16 protein-coding genes and 6 pseudogenes are annotated in these 18,163 nt (G+C 57.7%); 14 read left to right on the top strand and 8 right to left on the bottom strand.

The genetic code is table 11. From position 1 onward, the window contains the following. Window positions 1–714: 714 nt before the first annotated feature. Together ACMTA2_RS13265 and ACMTA2_RS13260 are read right to left on the bottom strand one after the other, a co-directional pair. On the bottom strand, window positions 715–1,152 hold the full coding sequence (locus tag ACMTA2_RS13265) for a hypothetical protein (RefSeq protein WP_413795193.1): 438 nt from the start codon (window positions 1,150–1,152) through the stop codon (window positions 715–717). 394 nt (window positions 1,153–1,546) lie between these two features. Beyond that, window positions 1,547–1,951: pseudogene (locus tag ACMTA2_RS13260) on the bottom strand (transposase); the annotation flags it as partial. 239 nt (window positions 1,952–2,190) lie between these two features. Between ACMTA2_RS13260 and ACMTA2_RS13255 the strand changes: the two are divergent. After that, a pseudogene (locus ACMTA2_RS13255) lies at window positions 2,191–2,379 on the top strand (transposase); the annotation flags it as partial. 146 nt (window positions 2,380–2,525) lie between these two features. Here ACMTA2_RS13255 and istB read toward each other — a convergent pair. The 5 genes and pseudogenes from istB to tnpA form a co-directional block, all read right to left on the bottom strand. Next, on the bottom strand, window positions 2,526–3,281 hold the full coding sequence (istB, locus tag ACMTA2_RS13250; RefSeq protein WP_413795192.1) for an IS21-like element ISPsy14 family helper ATPase IstB: 756 nt from the start codon (window positions 3,279–3,281) through the stop codon (window positions 2,526–2,528). A gap of 19 nt (window positions 3,282–3,300) precedes the next feature. Beyond that, a complete protein-coding gene (istA, locus tag ACMTA2_RS13245; protein ID WP_413795191.1) occupies window positions 3,301–4,815 on the bottom strand; it encodes an IS21 family transposase in 1,515 nt (504 codons plus the stop codon). Window positions 4,816–5,018: 203 nt separating this feature from the next. Beyond that, window positions 5,019–5,796: pseudogene (tnpC, locus tag ACMTA2_RS13240) on the bottom strand (IS66 family transposase); the annotation flags it as partial. 60 nt (window positions 5,797–5,856) lie between these two features. Continuing rightward, window positions 5,857–6,072 carry an IS66 family insertion sequence element accessory protein TnpB gene (gene tnpB, locus ACMTA2_RS13235; protein WP_413795645.1) on the bottom strand — a complete coding sequence of 72 codons (216 nt, stop codon included), beginning with the start codon at window positions 6,070–6,072 and terminating at the stop codon, window positions 5,857–5,859. Window positions 6,073–6,188: 116 nt separating this feature from the next. Beyond that, window positions 6,189–6,518 (bottom strand): IS66-like element accessory protein TnpA, encoded by a 330-nt coding sequence (gene tnpA / locus ACMTA2_RS13230; RefSeq protein WP_413795190.1) that lies wholly within the window; start codon window positions 6,516–6,518, stop codon window positions 6,189–6,191. Between the two features lie 317 nt (window positions 6,519–6,835). Here tnpA and ACMTA2_RS13225 point away from each other — a divergent pair, with 317 nt between their 5' ends. The 3 genes and pseudogenes from ACMTA2_RS13225 to ACMTA2_RS13215 all read left to right on the top strand — a co-directional run bounded on the left by ACMTA2_RS13225 (window position 6,836) and on the right by ACMTA2_RS13215 (window position 8,281). Then, window positions 6,836–7,237: a helix-turn-helix domain-containing protein gene (locus ACMTA2_RS13225; protein WP_413795189.1), complete on the top strand. Its 402-nt coding sequence runs from the start codon at window positions 6,836–6,838 to the stop codon at window positions 7,235–7,237. Window positions 7,238–7,633: 396 nt separating this feature from the next. Beyond that, window positions 7,634–7,924: a type II toxin-antitoxin system ParD family antitoxin gene (locus ACMTA2_RS13220; protein WP_413795188.1), complete on the top strand. Its 291-nt coding sequence runs from the start codon at window positions 7,634–7,636 to the stop codon at window positions 7,922–7,924. 2 nt (window positions 7,925–7,926) lie between these two features. Then, window positions 7,927–8,281 (top strand): annotated as a pseudogene (locus ACMTA2_RS13215) (type II toxin-antitoxin system RelE/ParE family toxin). Between the two features lie 208 nt (window positions 8,282–8,489). On the opposite strand, the gene ACMTA2_RS13210 reads toward ACMTA2_RS13215, so the two are convergent. Beyond that, a complete protein-coding gene (locus ACMTA2_RS13210) occupies window positions 8,490–8,789 on the bottom strand; it encodes an Arm DNA-binding domain-containing protein (protein ID WP_413795187.1) in 300 nt (99 codons plus the stop codon). Between the two features lie 726 nt (window positions 8,790–9,515). On the opposite strand from ACMTA2_RS13210, the gene ACMTA2_RS13205 reads away from it, so the two are divergent. From ACMTA2_RS13205 to ACMTA2_RS13160, 10 genes and pseudogenes are all read left to right on the top strand, one after another. Further along, window positions 9,516–10,505: an aldo/keto reductase gene (locus tag ACMTA2_RS13205; RefSeq protein ID WP_413795186.1), complete on the top strand. Its 990-nt coding sequence runs from the start codon at window positions 9,516–9,518 to the stop codon at window positions 10,503–10,505. Next, window positions 10,502–11,092 (top strand): flavodoxin, encoded by a 591-nt coding sequence (locus ACMTA2_RS13200; protein ID WP_413795185.1) that lies wholly within the window; start codon window positions 10,502–10,504, stop codon window positions 11,090–11,092. Before ACMTA2_RS13205 ends, ACMTA2_RS13200 begins: the two co-directional genes overlap by 4 nt. 24 nt (window positions 11,093–11,116) lie before the next feature. Then, window positions 11,117–12,109, top strand: coding sequence for an aldo/keto reductase (locus ACMTA2_RS13195; protein ID WP_413795184.1), 993 nt, complete (start codon window positions 11,117–11,119; stop codon window positions 12,107–12,109). A gap of 62 nt (window positions 12,110–12,171) precedes the next feature. Further along, window positions 12,172–12,639, top strand: coding sequence for a (R)-mandelonitrile lyase (locus tag ACMTA2_RS13190; RefSeq protein ID WP_413795183.1), 468 nt, complete (start codon window positions 12,172–12,174; stop codon window positions 12,637–12,639). A gap of 229 nt (window positions 12,640–12,868) precedes the next feature. Further along, window positions 12,869–13,642 (top strand): carboxymuconolactone decarboxylase family protein, encoded by a 774-nt coding sequence (locus ACMTA2_RS13185; protein WP_413795182.1) that lies wholly within the window; start codon window positions 12,869–12,871, stop codon window positions 13,640–13,642. Window positions 13,643–13,763: 121 nt separating this feature from the next. Then, on the top strand, window positions 13,764–14,708 hold the full coding sequence (locus ACMTA2_RS13180) for an alpha/beta hydrolase (RefSeq protein WP_413795644.1): 945 nt from the start codon (window positions 13,764–13,766) through the stop codon (window positions 14,706–14,708). Between the two features lie 48 nt (window positions 14,709–14,756). Beyond that, window positions 14,757–15,809 (top strand): alpha/beta hydrolase, encoded by a 1,053-nt coding sequence (locus ACMTA2_RS13175; protein ID WP_413795181.1) that lies wholly within the window; start codon window positions 14,757–14,759, stop codon window positions 15,807–15,809. Between the two features lie 81 nt (window positions 15,810–15,890). Continuing rightward, window positions 15,891–16,784, top strand: a complete 894-nt coding sequence (locus ACMTA2_RS13170) for a LysR family transcriptional regulator (protein WP_413795180.1) — start codon at window positions 15,891–15,893, stop codon at window positions 16,782–16,784. A 207-nt stretch (window positions 16,785–16,991) separates the two neighbouring features. After that, window positions 16,992–17,738, top strand: a pseudogene (locus ACMTA2_RS13165) (transposase); the annotation flags it as partial. 126 nt (window positions 17,739–17,864) lie between these two features. After that, window positions 17,865–18,163: pseudogene (locus ACMTA2_RS13160) on the top strand (type II toxin-antitoxin system ParD family antitoxin).

The following is an 18,163-nucleotide window of genomic DNA, read 5'->3' as shown; positions in this document are numbered from 1 at the left end:
GCCTTCGCTAGGATTGGCTTGTCTCAGACATGGCCGATGAACGGGCGAGTTCTCGGCGGCATAAAATGACGTTAACGAGGCTCCAGCCACCTATAGTGCTAGCTGTATTTCTGACTTATCCTCTGATTCCTACGAACCGAGGCGGTGTCATGGACAGATTAAGTAGAGCCGAAATAGAGGATGCCTTGGGATGCTTACTGCCAGGTTGCACGGTTAAATGTGTCCTTTGCGCCCACGGTACTGCTTCACTTACGGTAACCGGTGAGACCGGGGAGTCATTCGCGGTGGTGGGATTGGTGAGAAGCGACTATCGAGGTGAAGCTGGCTTAAAAATCCTCGCTAAACATATCTTTGGAGATATTCAGCTAGCCCGACAGGGCTTGAAACCCCACAGAGCGCAACCACTGGGCAATGTGAGTAATCAATCCAGCACCACCATCCCACCGCAATACAAAGCCCGCCACTAGGCGGGTGCCTGCTTTTTTTGTTGCTAAATCTTGTCCGATCCATCCTTGATGGAGCGCGCGTAGAACGCTACAGCCTCCTCAGCAAGCCCTCGCCATTCAGCGTTATTGATGATTCCCTGCTGCCTATATATACGTCAGCCATTCATAGGAGAAGGTCGTACGGTCTTTCAGCATTTGCTCGGCTCTCCGACTGAAGAAGAAGTTCTCTCCATACACCTCCCTTGAACGTGACGTGGCACCAACGGTGTCAAAATTTGAAAACCACATTGGCGCTAACCAATTGCTGGTCATTGACCGTGACCTTACAAACTCGACCTGTTTCAGTTTTGTTATCACGAGCAAAGACAGGGTCACACTGTAGAAACACTTTCTTGCCTTCATACTCCCGTTGCACACCCGCTGTCGTCTTGCTCACAGGCTCCTTCATGAATTTCCGGTTCCATGGTCCAAAGTAAATTTCAGGATCACCACCACCGAAGAAACCCGATTCAGAAGTGGCACAGATCGTGCCCTCCATCCTTTCTCCGTCTATGATATTTGCGTCCGTGTAACAGGAAATCAGGCCTTTGCCGGTGATAATTTCTGCAGGCCCTCTATTCAACCACGTCGGAGCGGTCCCGCATCCCGTCAGCGTGACAGAAGCGAGCGTCATGGCTGCAAAAACAGGGCAAAAAGAATAGCTCATCGGTTAAGTATCCTTACTTTATGAATATCCCAACAGCAATACCGCCAATCGCTGACTCTTTCAAGCTCAAGGCCAGTATGCGTAGGCCATGGCCCCCACCGTCACTGCTAGAGCTAGTGAAGCAATTTCTCAGCAAACTTGGAATACCGCCTGGCAAGATGGAATGCCGCTACTATGCTTGTATTTTCCTTTGGGGATGTCGACGCAATGCCTGATGATTACTCCTTATCCACGCCGGCGAGCGCAGCATCGAAATCAATAGACTCGAGGTTCCCGACCGTCATCACGATCTCTGCATCACCTGCCTGGGGCTCGGCGCTTTCCTCCAAATTCATAAATTCCTTTCTCTAGCGCCCCCATCGAGAAGCTTGAGCGGGTGATGCTCGATTCAATTTTCTTCCATTCGCTGCTTCAATTTGGCGCTGGTAAAATTGCGGTCACGATTGCTGACCACCTTGAATTTGCTGCCATCGGTGGCTACCAAATGTTCGCCGAAAAGTCCCAACTGCTGACACAGCACAACGAATTGGCGACAGACGCCTCGGATGGCATTTCTGTTGTCTTTCCGAAAGTTGGCGATGGTCTTGAAATCCGACATCAAACGCCCGGCCAGCCACATCAGTTCGACAGTGCGCTGAGCTTCTCGCTCTAGGCGCCGGCTCGATTGAATGCGGTTGAGATAGCCCTAGATATAGATCTTTAGTAGCATTGCGGGACGGTAACCGGGTCTGCCAGCATCAAAAGGAGTGGCTCTCTCGAAACCCAAATTGACCAGGTCGAGTTCGTCGACGGAAACCTTTGGTTTCCGCCCCGGTCGCGGTAGGGATGGCAGTTACCTGCCGCCCCCCGCACAGATCCGTACGTGCGGAACTACTGCATACGGCTCCTGCCTCAGGTACGTGACGCGAAGCGTTCTTCTGGTTAGGGATGAGCGGTTCTGGGCCGTGGTATATAGAGGTCGGCAAGGCGTAACCGTCCGCCCAGCACCCTCTCCTGACAGCCCTCCAAATTGGCCAAGATAGTGGACGCCATTTTTTAGTGGACACTATCTTGGATACAGTTGCCCCAGCCCGTCGAGCGGGTCGTCGCCCCAACTTCCCGCTCGACTTTAAACGCCGAGTCGTCGAAGCCACCTTCCAGCCCGGCGCCTCCGTGTCGTTGATTGCTCGCGAACATGACGTCAATGCCAACCTGGTATTTCGCTGGCGGCAACAGTATCAGGAGGGATTGTTCGGCCCGGTTAGCCTGCGGATTCCACGACACTTGGACACTCAGCCCACGATCATTTGGACACTCGTTCCACGCTCACTTGGACATCTGATCCACGTCCACTTGGACAGGCAGTCGGAGCGCAGCGACGCAGTTTTGCATTGTTAGTCTGAAGTCCCTGCCGTCGTCAATTTCCTTGCGCGTCTGCGCATCGATTCGCCCTTCAGTTCGATCCGATAAGCGTTATGCCCCAGCCGGTCGAGGATCGCATCGCCCAAGGTCGGATCGCCGATCAGCGCATGCCATTTGTCCACCGGCATCTGGCTGGTCACCACCGTCGAGCGGTTGCCGTATCGGTCGTCCAGCAGTTCGAGCATGTCGCGGCGTTGCACAGCGGTAAACGGTGCCAGTCCCCAATCATCCAGGATCAGCAGGTCAGTCTTGGCGTATCCGGCCATCAGTTTGGCGAAGCGGCCATCGCCGTGGGCCAGGCCCAGCTCTTCCATCAAGCGCGGCAGGAGCAGATAACGCACACTATAACCGTCGCGGCAGGCCTTGTGCGCCAGCGCGCAGGCGAGCCAGGTTTTGCCTACGCCAGTCGGGCCGCCGATGATCAGGTTCAGGCCATCGCGCAGCCACTGGCCGCTACCCAGTTGCAGGATCAGCGCCTTGTCCAGGCCACGAGGGCTGCGGTAGTCGATGTCTTCCAGGCACGCGTTGTGGCGTAGTCGGGCGGCTTTGAGACGCGTCGTCAGGCGGGCGTCTTCGCGCTCGGTCAGCTCGCGGTCGACCATCAGGCCCAAGTGCTCGTCGAAGCTGAGATCGTTGATGTCGGGCGTTGCGTGTTGCTCGCTGAACGCTTTGATCATGCCGTGCAGGCGCAAGGTTTGCAGCTTGTCCAAGGTCGGGTTCGGTAGCATTTTGATCCTCCTTTTCAGGTCAGTGGTAGTAGCCGGGGCCGCGCAGGTTGATGTGCTCGTCAGGCAGCAGCGGCAGGTTTTGCTGGGCCAGCGGCAGGCGTTCCAGCCCTTGGCGCAGGATTGATTCGAGGCTTTTATAGCTACATGCGCCCAGTGCCAGCGCACGCTGGCAAGCGGCTTCCAGCCGCGCTTCGCCGTGCTGTTTGCTCAGGCGCAGGATCCCCAGGCAGGCGCGGAAGCCGTGTTGCGGATGGATTCGGCGTTCGAGGATGTAGGCGATAACGCCAGCCGTGTTCGGCCCGGTTTGCTCTGCCCAGCGGATCAGCCGTTGCGGCGTCCACTCGGCGTGTTCGCGGTGACTTTTGGGCATGTGCTCGGTGTGGGTGGTGTGGCGGCCTTTGTGCGGCGAGCGTAGATGGCTGGCCACGCGCTGGTTGGCGTGGAAGCACTCGACGGTCTGTGCAGTCAGTCGCACTTCGAGTTGGTGCTTCACCAGTTGGTATGGCACCGAGTAGAAGTGACCGTCGATCTCGACGTGGTAGTCGATGTGCACCCGCACCTTTTTCCACTCGGCGTAGATGTAAGGGTGTTCCGGTAGCGGTTGCAACGCCGGTTGGTCGATGGTCTCGAAGGCCGAACGGCGTGAGCCGGGCAGCTTTTTGAAGGGCTTTTGGTTGAGGCGATCCAGCAGCAGTCCGATGGCCGTGTTGAGTTCACCCAGCGAAAAGAACTGCCGATTGCGCAGCACCGCCAGGATCCAGCGCTCGACCACTTGAACACCGACTTCGACCTTGGCTTTGTCCTTGGGTTTTCGTGAGCGAGCAGGCAATACGGCGACGCCGTAGTGCTCGGCCAGATCGCGGTAGCTGGGGTTGATATCGGGCTCGTAACGGTGCGCCTTGGTCACGCCACTGCGCAGATTGTCGGGCACTAGGATCTGTGCGGTGCCGCCGAAAAAAGCAAAACAGCGGGCGTGCGAGCCCAGCCAGTCGGGCAGTTTCTGCGACCAGGTCGCCTCGGCGAAGGTGTAGCTGGAGGCGCCGAGGACGGCGACGAATATCTGCGTCTGGCGGATCTCGCCGGTCTGCCGGTCGATGACCAGCACGGTTTGACCGGCGTAGTCGACGAACATTTTTTCGCCGGCACGGTGTTCCTGGCGCATGACCACGTCGACCTTGGCGGCCCAGAACCGGTAGTGCTCGCAGAACCAGCTGTATTGGAAGCCTTGCGGGTGAGCGAGTCGATATTCCTGCCAGAGCAAGGCCAGAGTGACGCCGGGGCGGCGCAACTCCGCGTGTACCCACGCCCAGTCAGGCATCGGGCGCTGGTCGGTGGGCACCGGCACTGCCAGTGGAAACAGCCGTCGATTCAGCTCCGCATCAGAAATATCGATGGGCCACTGAAGCCCCCTAGCGGCGAACCGGCAAAGGTAATCTCCTGCACTCGAATGGCCGATGGATAAGCTGGCGGCGATCTTGCGCACGGACAGGCCGGCGTCGAACTTTAGGCGTAGTACCTCTCGGATTTTACGCATGGATAAACGCTCCACGACGACCTCTTCGCTTCGATAAAAGAGGCCGACGGAAGTGAATAATCCTGCGTTGCTGCCTGCCTGAAAGTGTCCGGATGGCCGTGGAATCGGTGTCCGGATGCTTGTGGAATGAGTGTCCGGATCAACGTGGAATCAGTGTCCGGATGTTGGTGGAATGGCTGTCCGAATGGTCATGGAATCCCAATTCCCGGCATGAGTATCTGCACCGGTGTTTCATCGGCGTGGATCACCTGCTGTTCAAGCACTACGTCGCGCAGCGCGTCGACCAGCGGCTGCAACTGCACGCCCGTCACGCCCACCCATTGAGCCAGTGTTGAGCGTGGAATTGCTAAGCCCGCTCGACCGAGGATCGACTCCTGACGGTAAAGAGGCAGATGGTCGGCAAACTTGGCGATCATGACGTGGGCCAGCAGCCCGGCGGTCGGGATGCCCTTGTCGATGACCTGCGCCGGAACCGGTGCCTGGATCAGGGTTTAGCAGTCATCGCAGACCCATTTGCCACGGACATGGCGTTCAACGGTGAACACGCCGGGCGTGTAGTCCAGCTTCTCGCTGACATCCTCGCCGATGCGCTTGAGTGCGCAGCCGCATAGGCAGTGGATATCGTCCGGTTCGTGATAATCAAAGTGCGTGGGAACTCTGGCGGCAAGGCAGTGCGCTTGGGCTTCTGCTTTGCTCGGTCACCGCTGGTGCTATCTGCAAGGCTTGAAGCTCGGCCTCAATCGCCGCAATGTCGGTATCGATTAGGTCATCAAGCAGGCTGGCCTGCTCAGGATTCATCTGCTCGCTGCGCTTGGCAAACTTCAAACGCTTGAGTTGTGCGATCTCGTGGGTCAGCTTCTCGATCACCGTTTGATCGCGGTTGATCTTCTTGCCCATGGTGTCGACTTGCGACAACAACTGCGCTGCCAAAGCACGCAGTTGGTCGGGGGACATTTGATCGAGATTGGGCGAAGAAGTCATGCCCCGGATTTGCCAGAGCAGGCGGCGTGCGGCGATAGACCGATAGACTAATGGCAGCCGTTAAAGCAGTGTGATCGCAGCGCCGGAGCCCGCGCGTTGCCAAGGCAGCCCCACTACCAGGGCTCGGAGTTGTTCGCAATCCAACTGCATTTCAGAGCCATGGCGAATAACTGGCCAGTGGAACTTTCCCTGGTTCAGGCTACGAGCAGCCAGCCAGACCCCGAAGCCGTCATGCACCAGAACTTTTATGCGAGTAGCGCGGCGATTGGCGAACAGATAAGCTTAGTGCGGCTGCGCCGCACCGAACACCGCGATCACTCTGGCTAACGCCGTTTCGGTACCCGCGCGCATATCCATCGGCTCCGTGGCGAGCCAGATGGAATCGATGCGGATCATCGCAGTAAGTCTCGAAGAAAGGTTGCGCAGGCAGCAGCATTTTCAGTTGGCCAGTCCACTTTGACGGTGCCACGCGGGTGCTGGATTTCAACACAGATATTCGTCGACGTAGCTTGCGAATTTGCTCCGGTCAGCGGTATGGGGAGCGGAATAAATGCAGGTTGCAGCGCCGTGCTTTTCTGCGATTGCAGCCGAATCCATTTGTGGACGAGGTTTGCGTTGAGACCATGACTGAGCGCGATGGCAATCGAAGCGCCGGGTTGGGCACACTCTTGAATGACCTGGGCCTTGAAGGACTTGGAATAGGAACGGCGTGTTGGCTGCATGAAATACCCGCTTAAAAGGCTAGAACTGGTGCCCACTCAAATTTAAGTGCACACCATGTATTGGCTTTGCGGGGTTGGGTAGGTGACTTGGCCGGACGGTTACTCTTGACCGTCAGGCGCAGTACTTGAAATCCACAGCTTCTGTTGGTACTACAAATATCGTCCTGCGCTGGAGCCTAGCATCACCGGAATGTTCCATACTGAGGATGGAATCGTTCAGAGCGCATGCGATACCGTGATAGGCTTCGGTTCGGCTAGAATGGCTCTCTACAGCGTATCGACGCTCAAAGAGGCAGGCTCGAATCAGGAACGTGTTTATGTCGCTCAAAAATGCTTTTGCTGCTGTGCTTAAAGCGATGCGCGCCGGCAGAGGATTGACTCAGAGAAATCTCGCCGAAGTCAGCAGTCGAACATACGTCTCAAAATTAGAGCGAGCCCAGTCAAGCCCAACGCTAGAGATGATCACGGCTTTGAGTGGCTCACTCAGTGTGAATCCTCTGACTCTGGTGGCTATTACTCTTTGCGCCGAGTCAGGTCAGTCCGTAAACGCTTTGCTGCGTCGTACCCAAGAGGAACTGGCGGATCTAGCCCACCAGGGTGTTCTAGAGAATCTGGCGATTTCGTCGGGGGCTGGGTCACTAATTCCTCGACCCTCTAAGCCCTCAATTCGTCGCTCAGTGATGAAGTCCCAGCAAGTCGAATTCTGCTTCGCTGAATAAACGCTTTTCATTTCCGCGTGATCAGATGGCAGACAGGGTTGCGATTGTGGCACTCATTCGAAAATTAAAAGGTCGAGTAATGCGTAATTTCGATCTTGACCTGAATAGGGCCGCTGTCCCGTCCTGAATAAGGTTTCCACCTAGAAGGGTCGCGAATACGGGCTTCTATAATGTCGCGTTTAAACAACAATAATCCTGTTTCGGATTGTAAGGCTGCGCACTGAGGTTCGGGCGTGGCGCTATTGCGTCCAAAGCCTTCACGCGCTGTTCAGCACGAAGGATGACCCTGTACGACACAGTTCGTCAGATTCAGCTCTCAAGCTATGTGCCCCCGGGCAAAATGGCATAATATGCCAATGATCTAAAGAATCTGTTTATCCTGAGTTGGAGCTAATAATGGCGACGCGAAATGTTGTGCTCACCTCTCACCAGGAACAGGTTATCCAGGACCTGGTGCAGTCCGGCCGCTATCAGAATGCCAGCGAAGTGATGCGAGAAGGTCTGCGTCTATTGGAACAGCGCGTCGCCGAAGACACCGCCAAAATTGAGGCCCTGCGGCAGGCGACCTCGATAGGCATCATGGACCTTGAGCACGGGCGCTTCACTCAGTTGAACGAAGGGGATCTGGAGCATTTCCTTGAGGGATTGAGCCAGGAGGCCACCCTCCCCGCGCGCGAGAAACACTGAACATGCCGCAATATCGGATTTCCAACGCGGCGCGCGCCGACATTGTCGACATCCTCAAACTCTCCCAGACGCAGTTCGGCGATCAAACACGCCAGCGCTACCAGGCACTAATCCTCGCGGCGCTGCAAGCGATTGCCGACACGCCTTATCGCATTGGCAGCCTCGAACGCGATGAGTTTGCACCGGGCCTTCGCAGCTATCACCTCATTTATTCACGCCAGCAGGCCAAACACCCCCATGGGATGGTCAAGCCCACGGCATATCGTGTTCTATCGTGTGGTAAACGACGACGTGATCGAGGTTGTCCGACTCCTTCATGACGCCATGGAGGTCCAGTTGCACCTGCCCAACAACTGATCACCGACCTGGCCCAACGGTTTAACTGGCCATAAACGACGAAGGTAAGGCGTCGTCCTCTACACCTCAACCTGAGCGCCCTCGCTGTCAGCCGATTCGGCGGCCAATTAAAGTGGGAGGTTCTGGGTCCGACCGGCCTGTCGAGACCCACGACCACAAACACGATGTTCAATTTTGTGTACCACTTTCAATGCTGAACAACCGTTTCTTAGGCATTCTCCGTGGCCAGGCGCCTGGCATTACGCTCCAACTGCCGATGGACTCGCGGATCAATGCCCCTGGCGACCTGTGCCCGCGCAACATCACGCAGCGCACGAGCATTTCGCAAGCTAACTTCAGGATAGGTACCGAGCGAAATACGGGGTTGCTTATCCGCCCAGGAAAAGCGGAAGTGCCAGCACTTGGCGCCTTTGGTATTTACGAAAAGGGCAAGGCCGTTGTAGTCAGGGAGGGTGTAGTCCTTTGCACGGGGTTTGGCATGCCGGACTGCAGAGTCGGTGAGAGCCATCTTACAATCTCCGTCTCGTTTGAATAGAGGAGATTTGTACGGTTTCCAGTGAGGTGAGTATCACGAAAAAGCGATTTATCAAATGCCGAATTGATGTACTAAATAACGTACTGAAAAATTGTGGCTATTGATGTATCCGAATGGACTTTACTGGAATAAAAAAAGAGGCCGAAGCCTCTTTTTTGGGCTTCTACATACTTCAATAGAAGTCTATAGAAAAATAATTGGAGCGGGAAACGAGACTCGTATCTGGTGTCCGACCCATTGAAATCTAAGGGGTTTCTTTTCTTGCCAGAGCAGGAAAAGACTTGATTCTGGACTTGTTCTTGGGGCGTATCAAGGGCCAAGAACAGGTGGCTTTGGACTATGCGATTTGGTTCGTCCCCACAGGTAATTGGACGTAAGCGGCCCGAAGCCCATCACAGTCAATCAGCCGTACGCCTGCCGTGCCGGCCAGCTCTTTTTCTGCGAGCTGACTACTGAGCTAAGCCTTAACTCCTTGTGCCTTTACAGACAGGAAATTTGGAGCACCCCCAGAACGAGAGTGTCAGATTTTTTATGTGCGAGCGGTGATGGCGTACCGTGAGGCAGGCCTTCATTCGATAGTCGACACATCCCCTTTCCCGGGACTGATGAGCAAACCTCATGAAGCCTTGCCGATTTACCCGTCTAGTCCTCAGTCGTTAGCGCGCTTACTGTTCCCCAACGCAAGCTTGGGAGAACGAAATGCACAAGCGCACACTTGGCAACAGCACACTTGAAGTGTCGGCACTCGGCTTTGGCTGCATGGGTTTGAGCCATGGTTACGGCCCGGCGACGGACACTGCGCAAGCGATCGCGCTGATTCGTTCGGCGGTCGATCTTGGCGTGACTTTTTTCGACACCGCCGAGGTCTACGGGCCGTACTTGAACGAGCAAGTGGTGGGCGAAGCCCTGGCACCAGTGCGCGATCAAGTGGTGATCGCCACCAAGTTCGGCTTCACCTTCGGCGACGACAATAAACAGCAGATTCTCAACAGCCGCCCCGAGCACATCCGGGTTGCTGTCGAGGGTTCATTGCGTCGACTCAAGACTGATTACATCGATCTGCTGTATCAGCACCGCGTCGATCCGGACGTGCCCATCGAAGACGTCGCTGGGGCGGTGAAAGATCTGATCAGCGAAGGCAAGGTCAAGCACTTCGGCCTGTCGGAGGCTGGCGCGCAGACCATTCGCCGTGCGCATGCGGTGCAGCCGGTCACAGCGCTGCAAAGCGAATACTCGCTGTGGTGGCGCGAGCCCGAGCAGGAGATCCTGCCCACGCTTTGGGAGCTGGGCATCGGCTTCGTACCGTTCAGTCCATTGGGCAAAGGGTTTCTCACCGGCACGGTGTCGGCGGAGGCCACTTACGGCAGCGACGACTTCCGCAGCATCGTCCCGCGTTTCAGCCAGTCGGCGCTGCAGGCCAATCAGGGTCTGGTGGTGTTGATCCGTCAGATTGCTGCGCAGAAACAAGCGACACCGGCCCAGATCGCGCTGGCCTGGCTGCTCGCGCAGGCACCGTGGATTGTGCCGATTCCGGGCACGACCAAACTGCATCGCCTGGAAGAAAACCTCGGCGGCGCGGACATCACCCTCGACGCCGCCGAACTCAAGGCCATTGATACGGCGCTGGCGCGGATCCGCATCGAAGGCGAGCGCTATCCCGAGGCCCTCAAGGCGCGCGTCGGCCGATGAGCAACGATCACGATCCGCTACGGCGCACGGTGATCGCCGCACTGGCCAGCGCCCCGCTGCTGTCGCTCGCCGACACGCAAGGCGCCCGTGAAACGCCGCGTTCCGGCTCGCGGATTCTGGTCGCGTATTTCTCGCGCTCGGGCAATACCCGCGTGGTCGCTGGTCTGATCCAGCGTGGACTGGGTGCCGATCTGTTCGAGATTCGCCCCGCCCACGCCTACCCCGAGGACTATCTGCAAACCGTGGAACAAGCGCGCCAAGAACGTGGCAGTGGCTTCGAACCCGACCTGCAAAACACGGTTCACGCCCTCAGCGACTACGACACGATCTATCTCGGCTTTCCGATCTGGGGTGAAACCGCCCCGCCGATCGTGCGCGCATTCCTCAGCGCCCATGACCTGACCGGCAAGACCCTCATCCCCTTCAACACCCATGGTGGATATGGCCTGGGCAACAGCCGCCGTGTGCTGGTCAAGCACGCGCCGAAGGCCAAAGTGCTGGAAGGTTTTGTGATGGAGGGTGAGCAGGAGCGCAAGACCATGGAACGCGTGAACGGCTGGCTGAAAGATCACCCTCTCACGCATTAATCGAATTCTGTACGGGGTAACTCCATGAAAATCCGCACGTTGGGCAATGGCCTGGAAGTGTCCGCCTTGGGTCTTGGCTGCATGAGCATGACGTCGGCCTACGGGCCGGCTGCCGACCAAGCCAGCATGATCACGCTGATTCGATCGGCCCACGAGCAAGGCGTCACCTTGTTCGACACCGCCGAAGCGTATGGCCCGTTCGCCAATGAAGAGCTGCTGGGCGAGGCCTTGCAGCCGATCCGCGAGCAGGTCGTCATCGCCACCAAGTTCGGCTTCGATATCGACCTGATCACCGGCGCACGTGGTGGCGGCACCAACAGCCACCCGGAGCATATACGCGCCGTGGCCGAAGCGGCGTTGAAGCGTCTGCGTACCGATTGCATCGACCTGTTTTATCAGCACCGCGTTGATCCCCAGGTGCCCATCGAAGACGTGGCCGGCACCGTCAAGGATCTGATCGCCGAGGGCAAGGTCAAGCATTTCGGCCTTTCTGAAGCGGGTGTGGAAACCATTCGCAGGGCCCACGCGGTGCAACCGGTCACGGCGGTGCAAAGCGAATATTCGCTGTTCTGGCGTGGCCCGGAGCTGGAACTGCTAGCCGTGCTGGAAGAACTGGGGATCGGCTTCGTACCGTTCAGCCCGCTGGGCGCCGGTTTCCTCACCGGTCAGATCGACGAGAACACGCAGTTCGACGCCAGCGATTTCCGCAATTTCGTCCCGCGCTTTTCCCCTGAAGCGCGCAGGGCCAATCTGGCGTTGGTCGATGTGGTGAAAGCCGTCGCGCAACGCAAACACGCCACGCCGGCCCAAGTGGCACTGGCCTGGTTGCTCGCACAAAAACCGTGGATTGTGCCGATCCCGGGCACGACCAAACAGCATCGCCTGGAAGAAAACCTGGGCGCGGTCGAGTTGCAATTGACCGGCGACGATCTGCGCGTGATCAACGAACAGATGGCGCAGATTCAGGTGCACGGTGAACGTCTGCCGGAGCCGGCTCTGAAAATGACCGGACTCTGAGTCTGCCCAACGCGGCGCCATGTGCGACGTCGCTTTCCCTGTCTGACCGGAGAACCAATCCGATGAACCGATTGATTGCGCCACTCGTTGCTTTGTCACTGATGGCTGCAGAGTCCCAGGCCGCCAGCGAAATCCGCATTACGCCAAACGGCACTCAGCCCTTGATCAAGGGCGCGGCGCAAAACTTTACCGGCACGGTGCGCGTTGATGGTCTGTTCAAAGGAGATGCGCCCGCGCGTATTGGCGGCGGCACGGTGACCTTCGAACCCGGTGCACGCACGGCGTGGCATACCCACCCGCTGGGACAGACGCTGATCGTCACCGCTGGCGTCGGCTACGTGCAGCAAGAGGGCGGGCAGCGTCAGGAGATCCGTCCGGGCGATGTTGTCTGGATCCCGCCGCACACCCGTCACTGGCACGGCGCTACGGCAGGCAACGGCATGACCCATATCGCCATCGCAGAGGCTGAGGATGGTAAGACCGTCATCTGGGCGGAACAGGTCTCGGATGGGCAATACGCCGGTAAATGAAGTTACCTAATGTGTCGAAGCTGCCCGACCGGCACGATCGCGGCAAAACCGCCACGCAACCTCGAGGCCCCGTAACAACAGGCCCGCACCGGGATTCCAGCGGTTATTGCAACGTCGACTCATGAGTTCTGCTCAGGAGTCCATGCGCAATTTCGGGGTTAATCGCCACAACCTTCCTCCTTACGATCCAGCGACGCCGCAGCCCCCGCAATGGATGGAGCCCTTCACGATGATCACTGACACCCGCAACAGCACTGCTCTCCCCACACTCATGGCGCTCTGCCTGAGCGTCGGGGCGATGTTCAGCGTCACCACTCAAGCAGCCGAGGCTTCGTCCACCATGACCAGCACACCCGCCAGCGCAGCCAGCTTGTCGAGCCAGCAACAAGCCATTCCACTGATCGCGGCGTTCATGGCGAGCAGCGACATGCCCAGCCTCAACACGGCGCTCAACCAAGGGCTTGATGCCGGCCTGACCATTAGCGAAACCCGCGAAGTTCTCGTGCAGCTCTACGCCTACGTCGGCTTCCCGCGCAGCCTCAACGCCTTGAATGAATTGATGACCGTGGTGCAGGCGCGCAAACAGCGCGGCCTTGACGATGCGCCGGGGCGTGAGCCGAGCCGGGCGATTCCGGTCGGGGATGAGCTATTGGCAGCGGGTGCGGCGAATCAAACGAAAATCTCCGGCGCCCCGGTCAAAGGCCCGGTGTTCGAGTTCGCCCCAGTGATCAACCAGTTCCTGCAAACGCACCTGTTCGGCGACATCTTCGAGCGCGACAACCTCGACTGGCAAAGTCGCGAACTGGCGACCGTCGGAGCGCTGGCGGCAACGCCGGGGGTCGAGCCTCAGTTGCGCTCGCACATGGCGGCGAGCCTGCGCGTCGGTCTCAGCGCGGCACAGTTGCGCGAAGTCACTGAGCTGCTGAAAAAACATGGCGATGCGCAGACTGCCGAGCGGGCCAATGTTGCGCTGACCCAAGCCCTCGCGGCCTCGGGGAAATAACATGAAATCTGCAAAGCATTTGCTTAGCGTCACGCTGTTGAGCCTGTTGGCGGCCTGCGCGAACCACTCCGAAGGCCCGCTGCTGATCCAGAAACAAGGCAGCTTCGCCGCCGGTGGAACGATGACCACGGCACCGGGCACCTTCAACCCGCGCCAACCGATGACGCCCAACGGCCAGACCTACCACGGTGACCACGCCTACGCCTTCTATCAAATCCCGGTGGACGCGCGAAAACTGCCCATCGTCATGTGGCACGGCGCGGGTCAGTTTTCCAAGACCTGGGAAACCACCGCCGATGGTCGCGAGGGTTTTCAGAACATCTTTCTGCGCCGCCACTACGGCGTCTATCTGATCGATCAGCCCCGGCGTGGTGATGCCGGGCGCAGCATGGTCGAGACCACCATCAGGCCTGTGCCGGACGAACAACTGTGGTTCAACCAGTTCCGCATCGGCCTGTGGCCCCGCTACTTCAACGGCGTGCAAGTGGCACAGGACGCCCAGACCCGCGAGCAGTTTTTCAGGACAATGACGCCGAACACCGGGCCGTTTGACATGGGCGTGGTCTCCAATGGTGTGTCGGCGCTGTTCGACAAAATCGGCCCCGGCATCCTGTTTACGCATTCTCAGGGTGGCGGGCCGGGCTGGTTGACGGCGATCAAGAACGACAAGGTCAAAGCCATCGTGGCGTTCGAACCGGGCAGCAGCTTCGTGTTTGCTGACGGTGAAGTGCCGGCGCCGATCCCCAGCGCGTTCGACACGGTGCAAGGCGCAGCGGTGCCGATGGAGCGATTCATGGCTCTGACGCGCATTCCGATTCTGATCCTGTACGGCGACAACATCCCGGAACAGGCAGTCGATCTGCCCGCCCAGGACAGTTGGCGCGCACGCCTGGAAATGGCCCGACTGTGGCGTGACGCGGTCAATCGCCACGGCGGTGATGTGCGACTGATCCACCTGCCGGAGATTGGCATTCACGGCAACACCCATTTCCCTATGTCGGATTTGAACAACGTGCAGATCGCTGACCTGGTCGCGCAATTCCTCAAAGAAAAACAGCTCGACTGACCCAAATACTTTTGCAACTGCCGCCCTTTTTTTGCTCAGGAGCTTCACGTGAAGAACACCCTCAAAGCCACGTTCATGTCGGCATTGGTCGGCCTCTCGGCAGGCGAAGCCTTGGCCGCCGACTACAAGAAGAACCCGTTCACCCTCGTTTACGACGGCGCCATCAGCAAAAACGAACCGGGCAAGGTCAACATCCATCCGGTGAGCTACAAGCTCAACGGCCTGGACATTGCTGCCAACGTCTACACCCCGGCCAACTATGACGCGAAAAAGACCTACCCGACCGTGGTCGTCGCGCATCCCAACGGCGGTGTGAAAGAGCAAGTCGCCGGTCTGTATGCCCAGCGCCTCGCCGAGCAGGGCTACATCACCATCACGGCCGATGCGGCCTATCAGGGTGCCAGCGGTGGTCAGCCGCGCAGCATCGATAAACCGGCGTATCGCATCGAAGACATTCACGGCATGGCCGATTTCGTCAGCCAGTTCGCTGGCGTGGATGACAAGCGTCTGGGCCTGCTCGGCATTTGTGGCGGCGGTGGTTATTCGTTGGCGGCGGCGCAAACCGACAAACGCTTCAAATCCCTGGCGACGGTGAGCATGTTCAACTCGGGTCGAGTACGCCGCAACGGCTACAACGACTCGCAAATGGACAGCGTCCAGCAACGTTTGCAACAGGCATCAGCAGCCCGCGCGCAAGAAGCAGCGGGGGGCGCGGTGCTGTATTCGGGGGATGCCAACCTCACCGACGAGCAGATTGCCAAACTGCCCTTCGAACTGTATCGCCAAGGTTATGAGTACTACTGGAAAACCCACGCGCACCCGAACTCGACCTTCAAATACACCACCAGCAGCCTTATCGACCTGATGCGTTTCGACGCCACCGACCATATCGAGTTGATCAATCAACCGTTGCTGATGATCGCCGGCAGCAAGGCCGACAGCCTGTACATGACTCAGGATGCGTTCCCCAAAGCCACCGGCACCACCGACAAGGAGGTGTTCATCATCGATGGCGCCACCCACATTGAAACCTACTGGGTGCCGCGTTATGTCGATGCGGCGATCGGCAAACTGACGGATTTTTACGCACGCACCTTGTGATCAGCGCGCCAAGGGTCGCGCATCCGTGCGCGACCTGCTTTCATGGAATAATCACGCGCTCCTCATGAGAGGCTCTCATCAATGTCCCGCCCCAATCTCAACGACCTGCAAGCCTTCGTGGTCATCACCCGCGAAGGGAGTTTTACCCGTGCTGCCGCGCAACTGGGCGTTTCGCAGTCAGCGCTGAGCCACACTCTGCGGGCACTGGAAACCCGGCTGGGCGTGCGCTTGCTGACGCGGACTACGCGCAGTGTTTCACCAACGGAGGCGGGCCAACGCCTGTATCAAGCGATGGCGCCGCGCTTTGAAGAAATTGAACTGGAACTGGCTGCAGTCAGCGAGTTTCGCGACACCCCCGCCGGCAATGTGCGGATTCAGGCGTCCGAGCATGCGGCGAACAATATTCTCTGGCCAAAGCTGCTGAAGGTGCTGCCCGACTACCCGGACATCAAGGTCGAAATCACCGTCGATTACGCCCTCGCCGACATCGTCGCGCAGCGCTATGACGCGGGTGTGCGACTGGGTGATCAGGTGGCCAAGGACATGATCGCCGTGCCGATCGGGCCATCGTTACGCATCGCAGTTGTCGGCTCACCCCAGTATTTCCAGCATCGGCCTTACCCGATAGAACCGGGAGATCTGGCGGCGCACAACTGCATCAACCTGCGCCTGCCGACTCACGGCAGCCTGATGCAATGGGATTTCGAAAAGGATGGCCACGAACTCAAGGCCCGCGTCGAAGGCCAATGGACATTCAACAGCAGCGTGCCAATTCTGCGTGCGGCCGTGGCGGGATGTGGCTTGGCTTTCCTGCCAGAGGACATGGTGGCGAAGGAGCTTACCGACGGTAGCCTTGTGCGGGTGTTGGAAGATTGGTGCCAACCCTTTGCCGGTTACCATCTCTACTACCCCAATCGCCGTGAACATTCGTCAGCGTTTGGCGTTGTAGTTGAGGCGTTACTCTACAAGAGCTGAGTCATCGACCTTCAAGGCGTCTGAATTTTTCCCGCCCCCTCAAACCCAGAATCAGCAGATAATTTTGATCGACTGCGTCGGGCGCGACCGGCTGCAATGGGTGGTTTACTGTTGATTATGAGTGGCAGCTATAGGCCCAGAGTGTGTTAAAACGCGCTCTCAAACCCTTGCTATGATTTCTGAGCATTTTTGTCGCGAGGATCGCCTATTAAACGCTTTATCCAAGGTGAACATCGAGGCCAAAGTACCTTCCCCCCGAGACCCTCGACGGCTACGTCAGCAATACCAATCCGGTGCGCGCAGTCGATGTCTTTGTTGACGAACTTGACCTGATATCGTTGGGTTTTGATGGCGCTTTTCCAGCTGATACAGGCCGGCCTGCTTACCATCCTGCAATCCTGCTGAAAATCTATATATACGGCTATGTCAACCGTAATCAGTCTAGCCGGCGCCTGGAGCGAGAGGCCCAGCGCAACGTCGAACTGATGTGGCTGACTGGCCGCTTAAGGTCCGATTTCCAGACCATTGCCAACTTACGAAATGGCAACAGCAAGGCCATCCGAGGCGTCTGCCACCAGTTCATGGTGCTGTGCCAGCAACTGAGATTATTCGGAAAAAATCTGGTTGCCATTGATGACAGTAAATTCAAGGCCGTCAACAACCGCGACCGCAATTTCACCAGCGCCAAACTGAAGCGGCGAATGGAAGAAATTGAATCGAGTATCAATCGGTATCTGAGTTGCGCTCGACGAAGCCGATCGGCAAGAACCACCGATCGCACAGCCCAAGGCTGCTCGTCTTCAAGAGAAAATCGACAAGCTCAAAACTCAGATGAAAGAGTTACAGGTCATTGAAACTCAGCTCAACGAATCGCCGGATAAACAGGTCTCACTGACCGATCCAGACGCCCGTTCCATGATGACGCGCGGCACGGGAATCGTCGGTTACAACGTTTCCTGACCATAAACGAGTACGTTGCGGTTGGAAAGCGGAGAACGCGCGGAACGCAGCTCGTCAGACGCAAATCCCAAACATGGGCTCGCAGGCAAAACGGCATAATATGCCAATAATCGAAAGAACCTGTTTTTATCCAAAGCTGGAAAACGTTGTTCTGACCCTCACCAGGAACAGGTCATCCATGATCTGGTTCAGTCCGGCCGCTATCAGAATGTCAGCGAAGTGATGCGAGAAGGTTTGCGGCTATTGGAACAGCCTGTCGCCGAAGACGCCGCCAAAATCGAGGCCCTGCGTCAGGCGACCTCGATCGGCATAATGGATCTCGATCGCGGACATTCACTCAATTAAATGAAGGGGATCTGGAGCAATACCTTGGGGGGTTGAGCCAGGAGGCCAGCGTCCCCGCGAGGGAGAAACTCTGA

It is taken from the genome of Pseudomonas medicaginis (assembly GCF_965119365.1).
Classification (GTDB): domain Bacteria; phylum Pseudomonadota; class Gammaproteobacteria; order Pseudomonadales; family Pseudomonadaceae; genus Aquipseudomonas.
Note: the sequence above shows the minus strand (reverse complement) of the source record. Positions and strands in the feature narration are given on the sequence as shown.

Excerpts from the sequence above, each read along its gene's own strand:
- ACMTA2_RS13265 (WP_413795193.1), bottom strand. The coding sequence starts at position 1,152 with ATGAGCTATTCTTTTTGCCCTGTTTTTGCAGCCATGACGCTCGCTTCT.
- istB (WP_413795192.1), bottom strand. The coding sequence starts at position 3,281 with ATGCTACCGAACCCGACCTTGGACAAGCTGCAAACCTTGCGCCTGCAC.
- ACMTA2_RS13210 (WP_413795187.1), bottom strand. The coding sequence starts at position 8,789 with ATGGCTCTCACCGACTCTGCAGTCCGGCATGCCAAACCCCGTGCAAAG.
- ACMTA2_RS13180 (WP_413795644.1), top strand. The coding sequence starts at position 13,764 with ATGACCACGGCACCGGGCACCTTCAACCCGCGCCAACCGATGACGCCC.
- ACMTA2_RS13185 (WP_413795182.1), top strand. The coding sequence starts at position 12,869 with ATGATCACTGACACCCGCAACAGCACTGCTCTCCCCACACTCATGGCG.
- ACMTA2_RS13170 (WP_413795180.1), top strand. The coding sequence starts at position 15,891 with ATGTCCCGCCCCAATCTCAACGACCTGCAAGCCTTCGTGGTCATCACC.
- tnpA (WP_413795190.1), bottom strand. The coding sequence starts at position 6,518 with ATGCAGCCAACACGCCGTTCCTATTCCAAGTCCTTCAAGGCCCAGGTC.
- ACMTA2_RS13200 (WP_413795185.1), top strand. The coding sequence starts at position 10,502 with ATGAGCAACGATCACGATCCGCTACGGCGCACGGTGATCGCCGCACTG.
- ACMTA2_RS13225 (WP_413795189.1), top strand. The coding sequence starts at position 6,836 with ATGTCGCTCAAAAATGCTTTTGCTGCTGTGCTTAAAGCGATGCGCGCC.
- ACMTA2_RS13195 (WP_413795184.1), top strand. The coding sequence starts at position 11,117 with ATGAAAATCCGCACGTTGGGCAATGGCCTGGAAGTGTCCGCCTTGGGT.
- ACMTA2_RS13205 (WP_413795186.1), top strand. The coding sequence starts at position 9,516 with ATGCACAAGCGCACACTTGGCAACAGCACACTTGAAGTGTCGGCACTC.
- istA (WP_413795191.1), bottom strand. The coding sequence starts at position 4,815 with ATGCGTAAAATCCGAGAGGTACTACGCCTAAAGTTCGACGCCGGCCTG.
- ACMTA2_RS13190 (WP_413795183.1), top strand. The coding sequence starts at position 12,172 with ATGAACCGATTGATTGCGCCACTCGTTGCTTTGTCACTGATGGCTGCA.
- ACMTA2_RS13220 (WP_413795188.1), top strand. The coding sequence starts at position 7,634 with ATGGCGACGCGAAATGTTGTGCTCACCTCTCACCAGGAACAGGTTATC.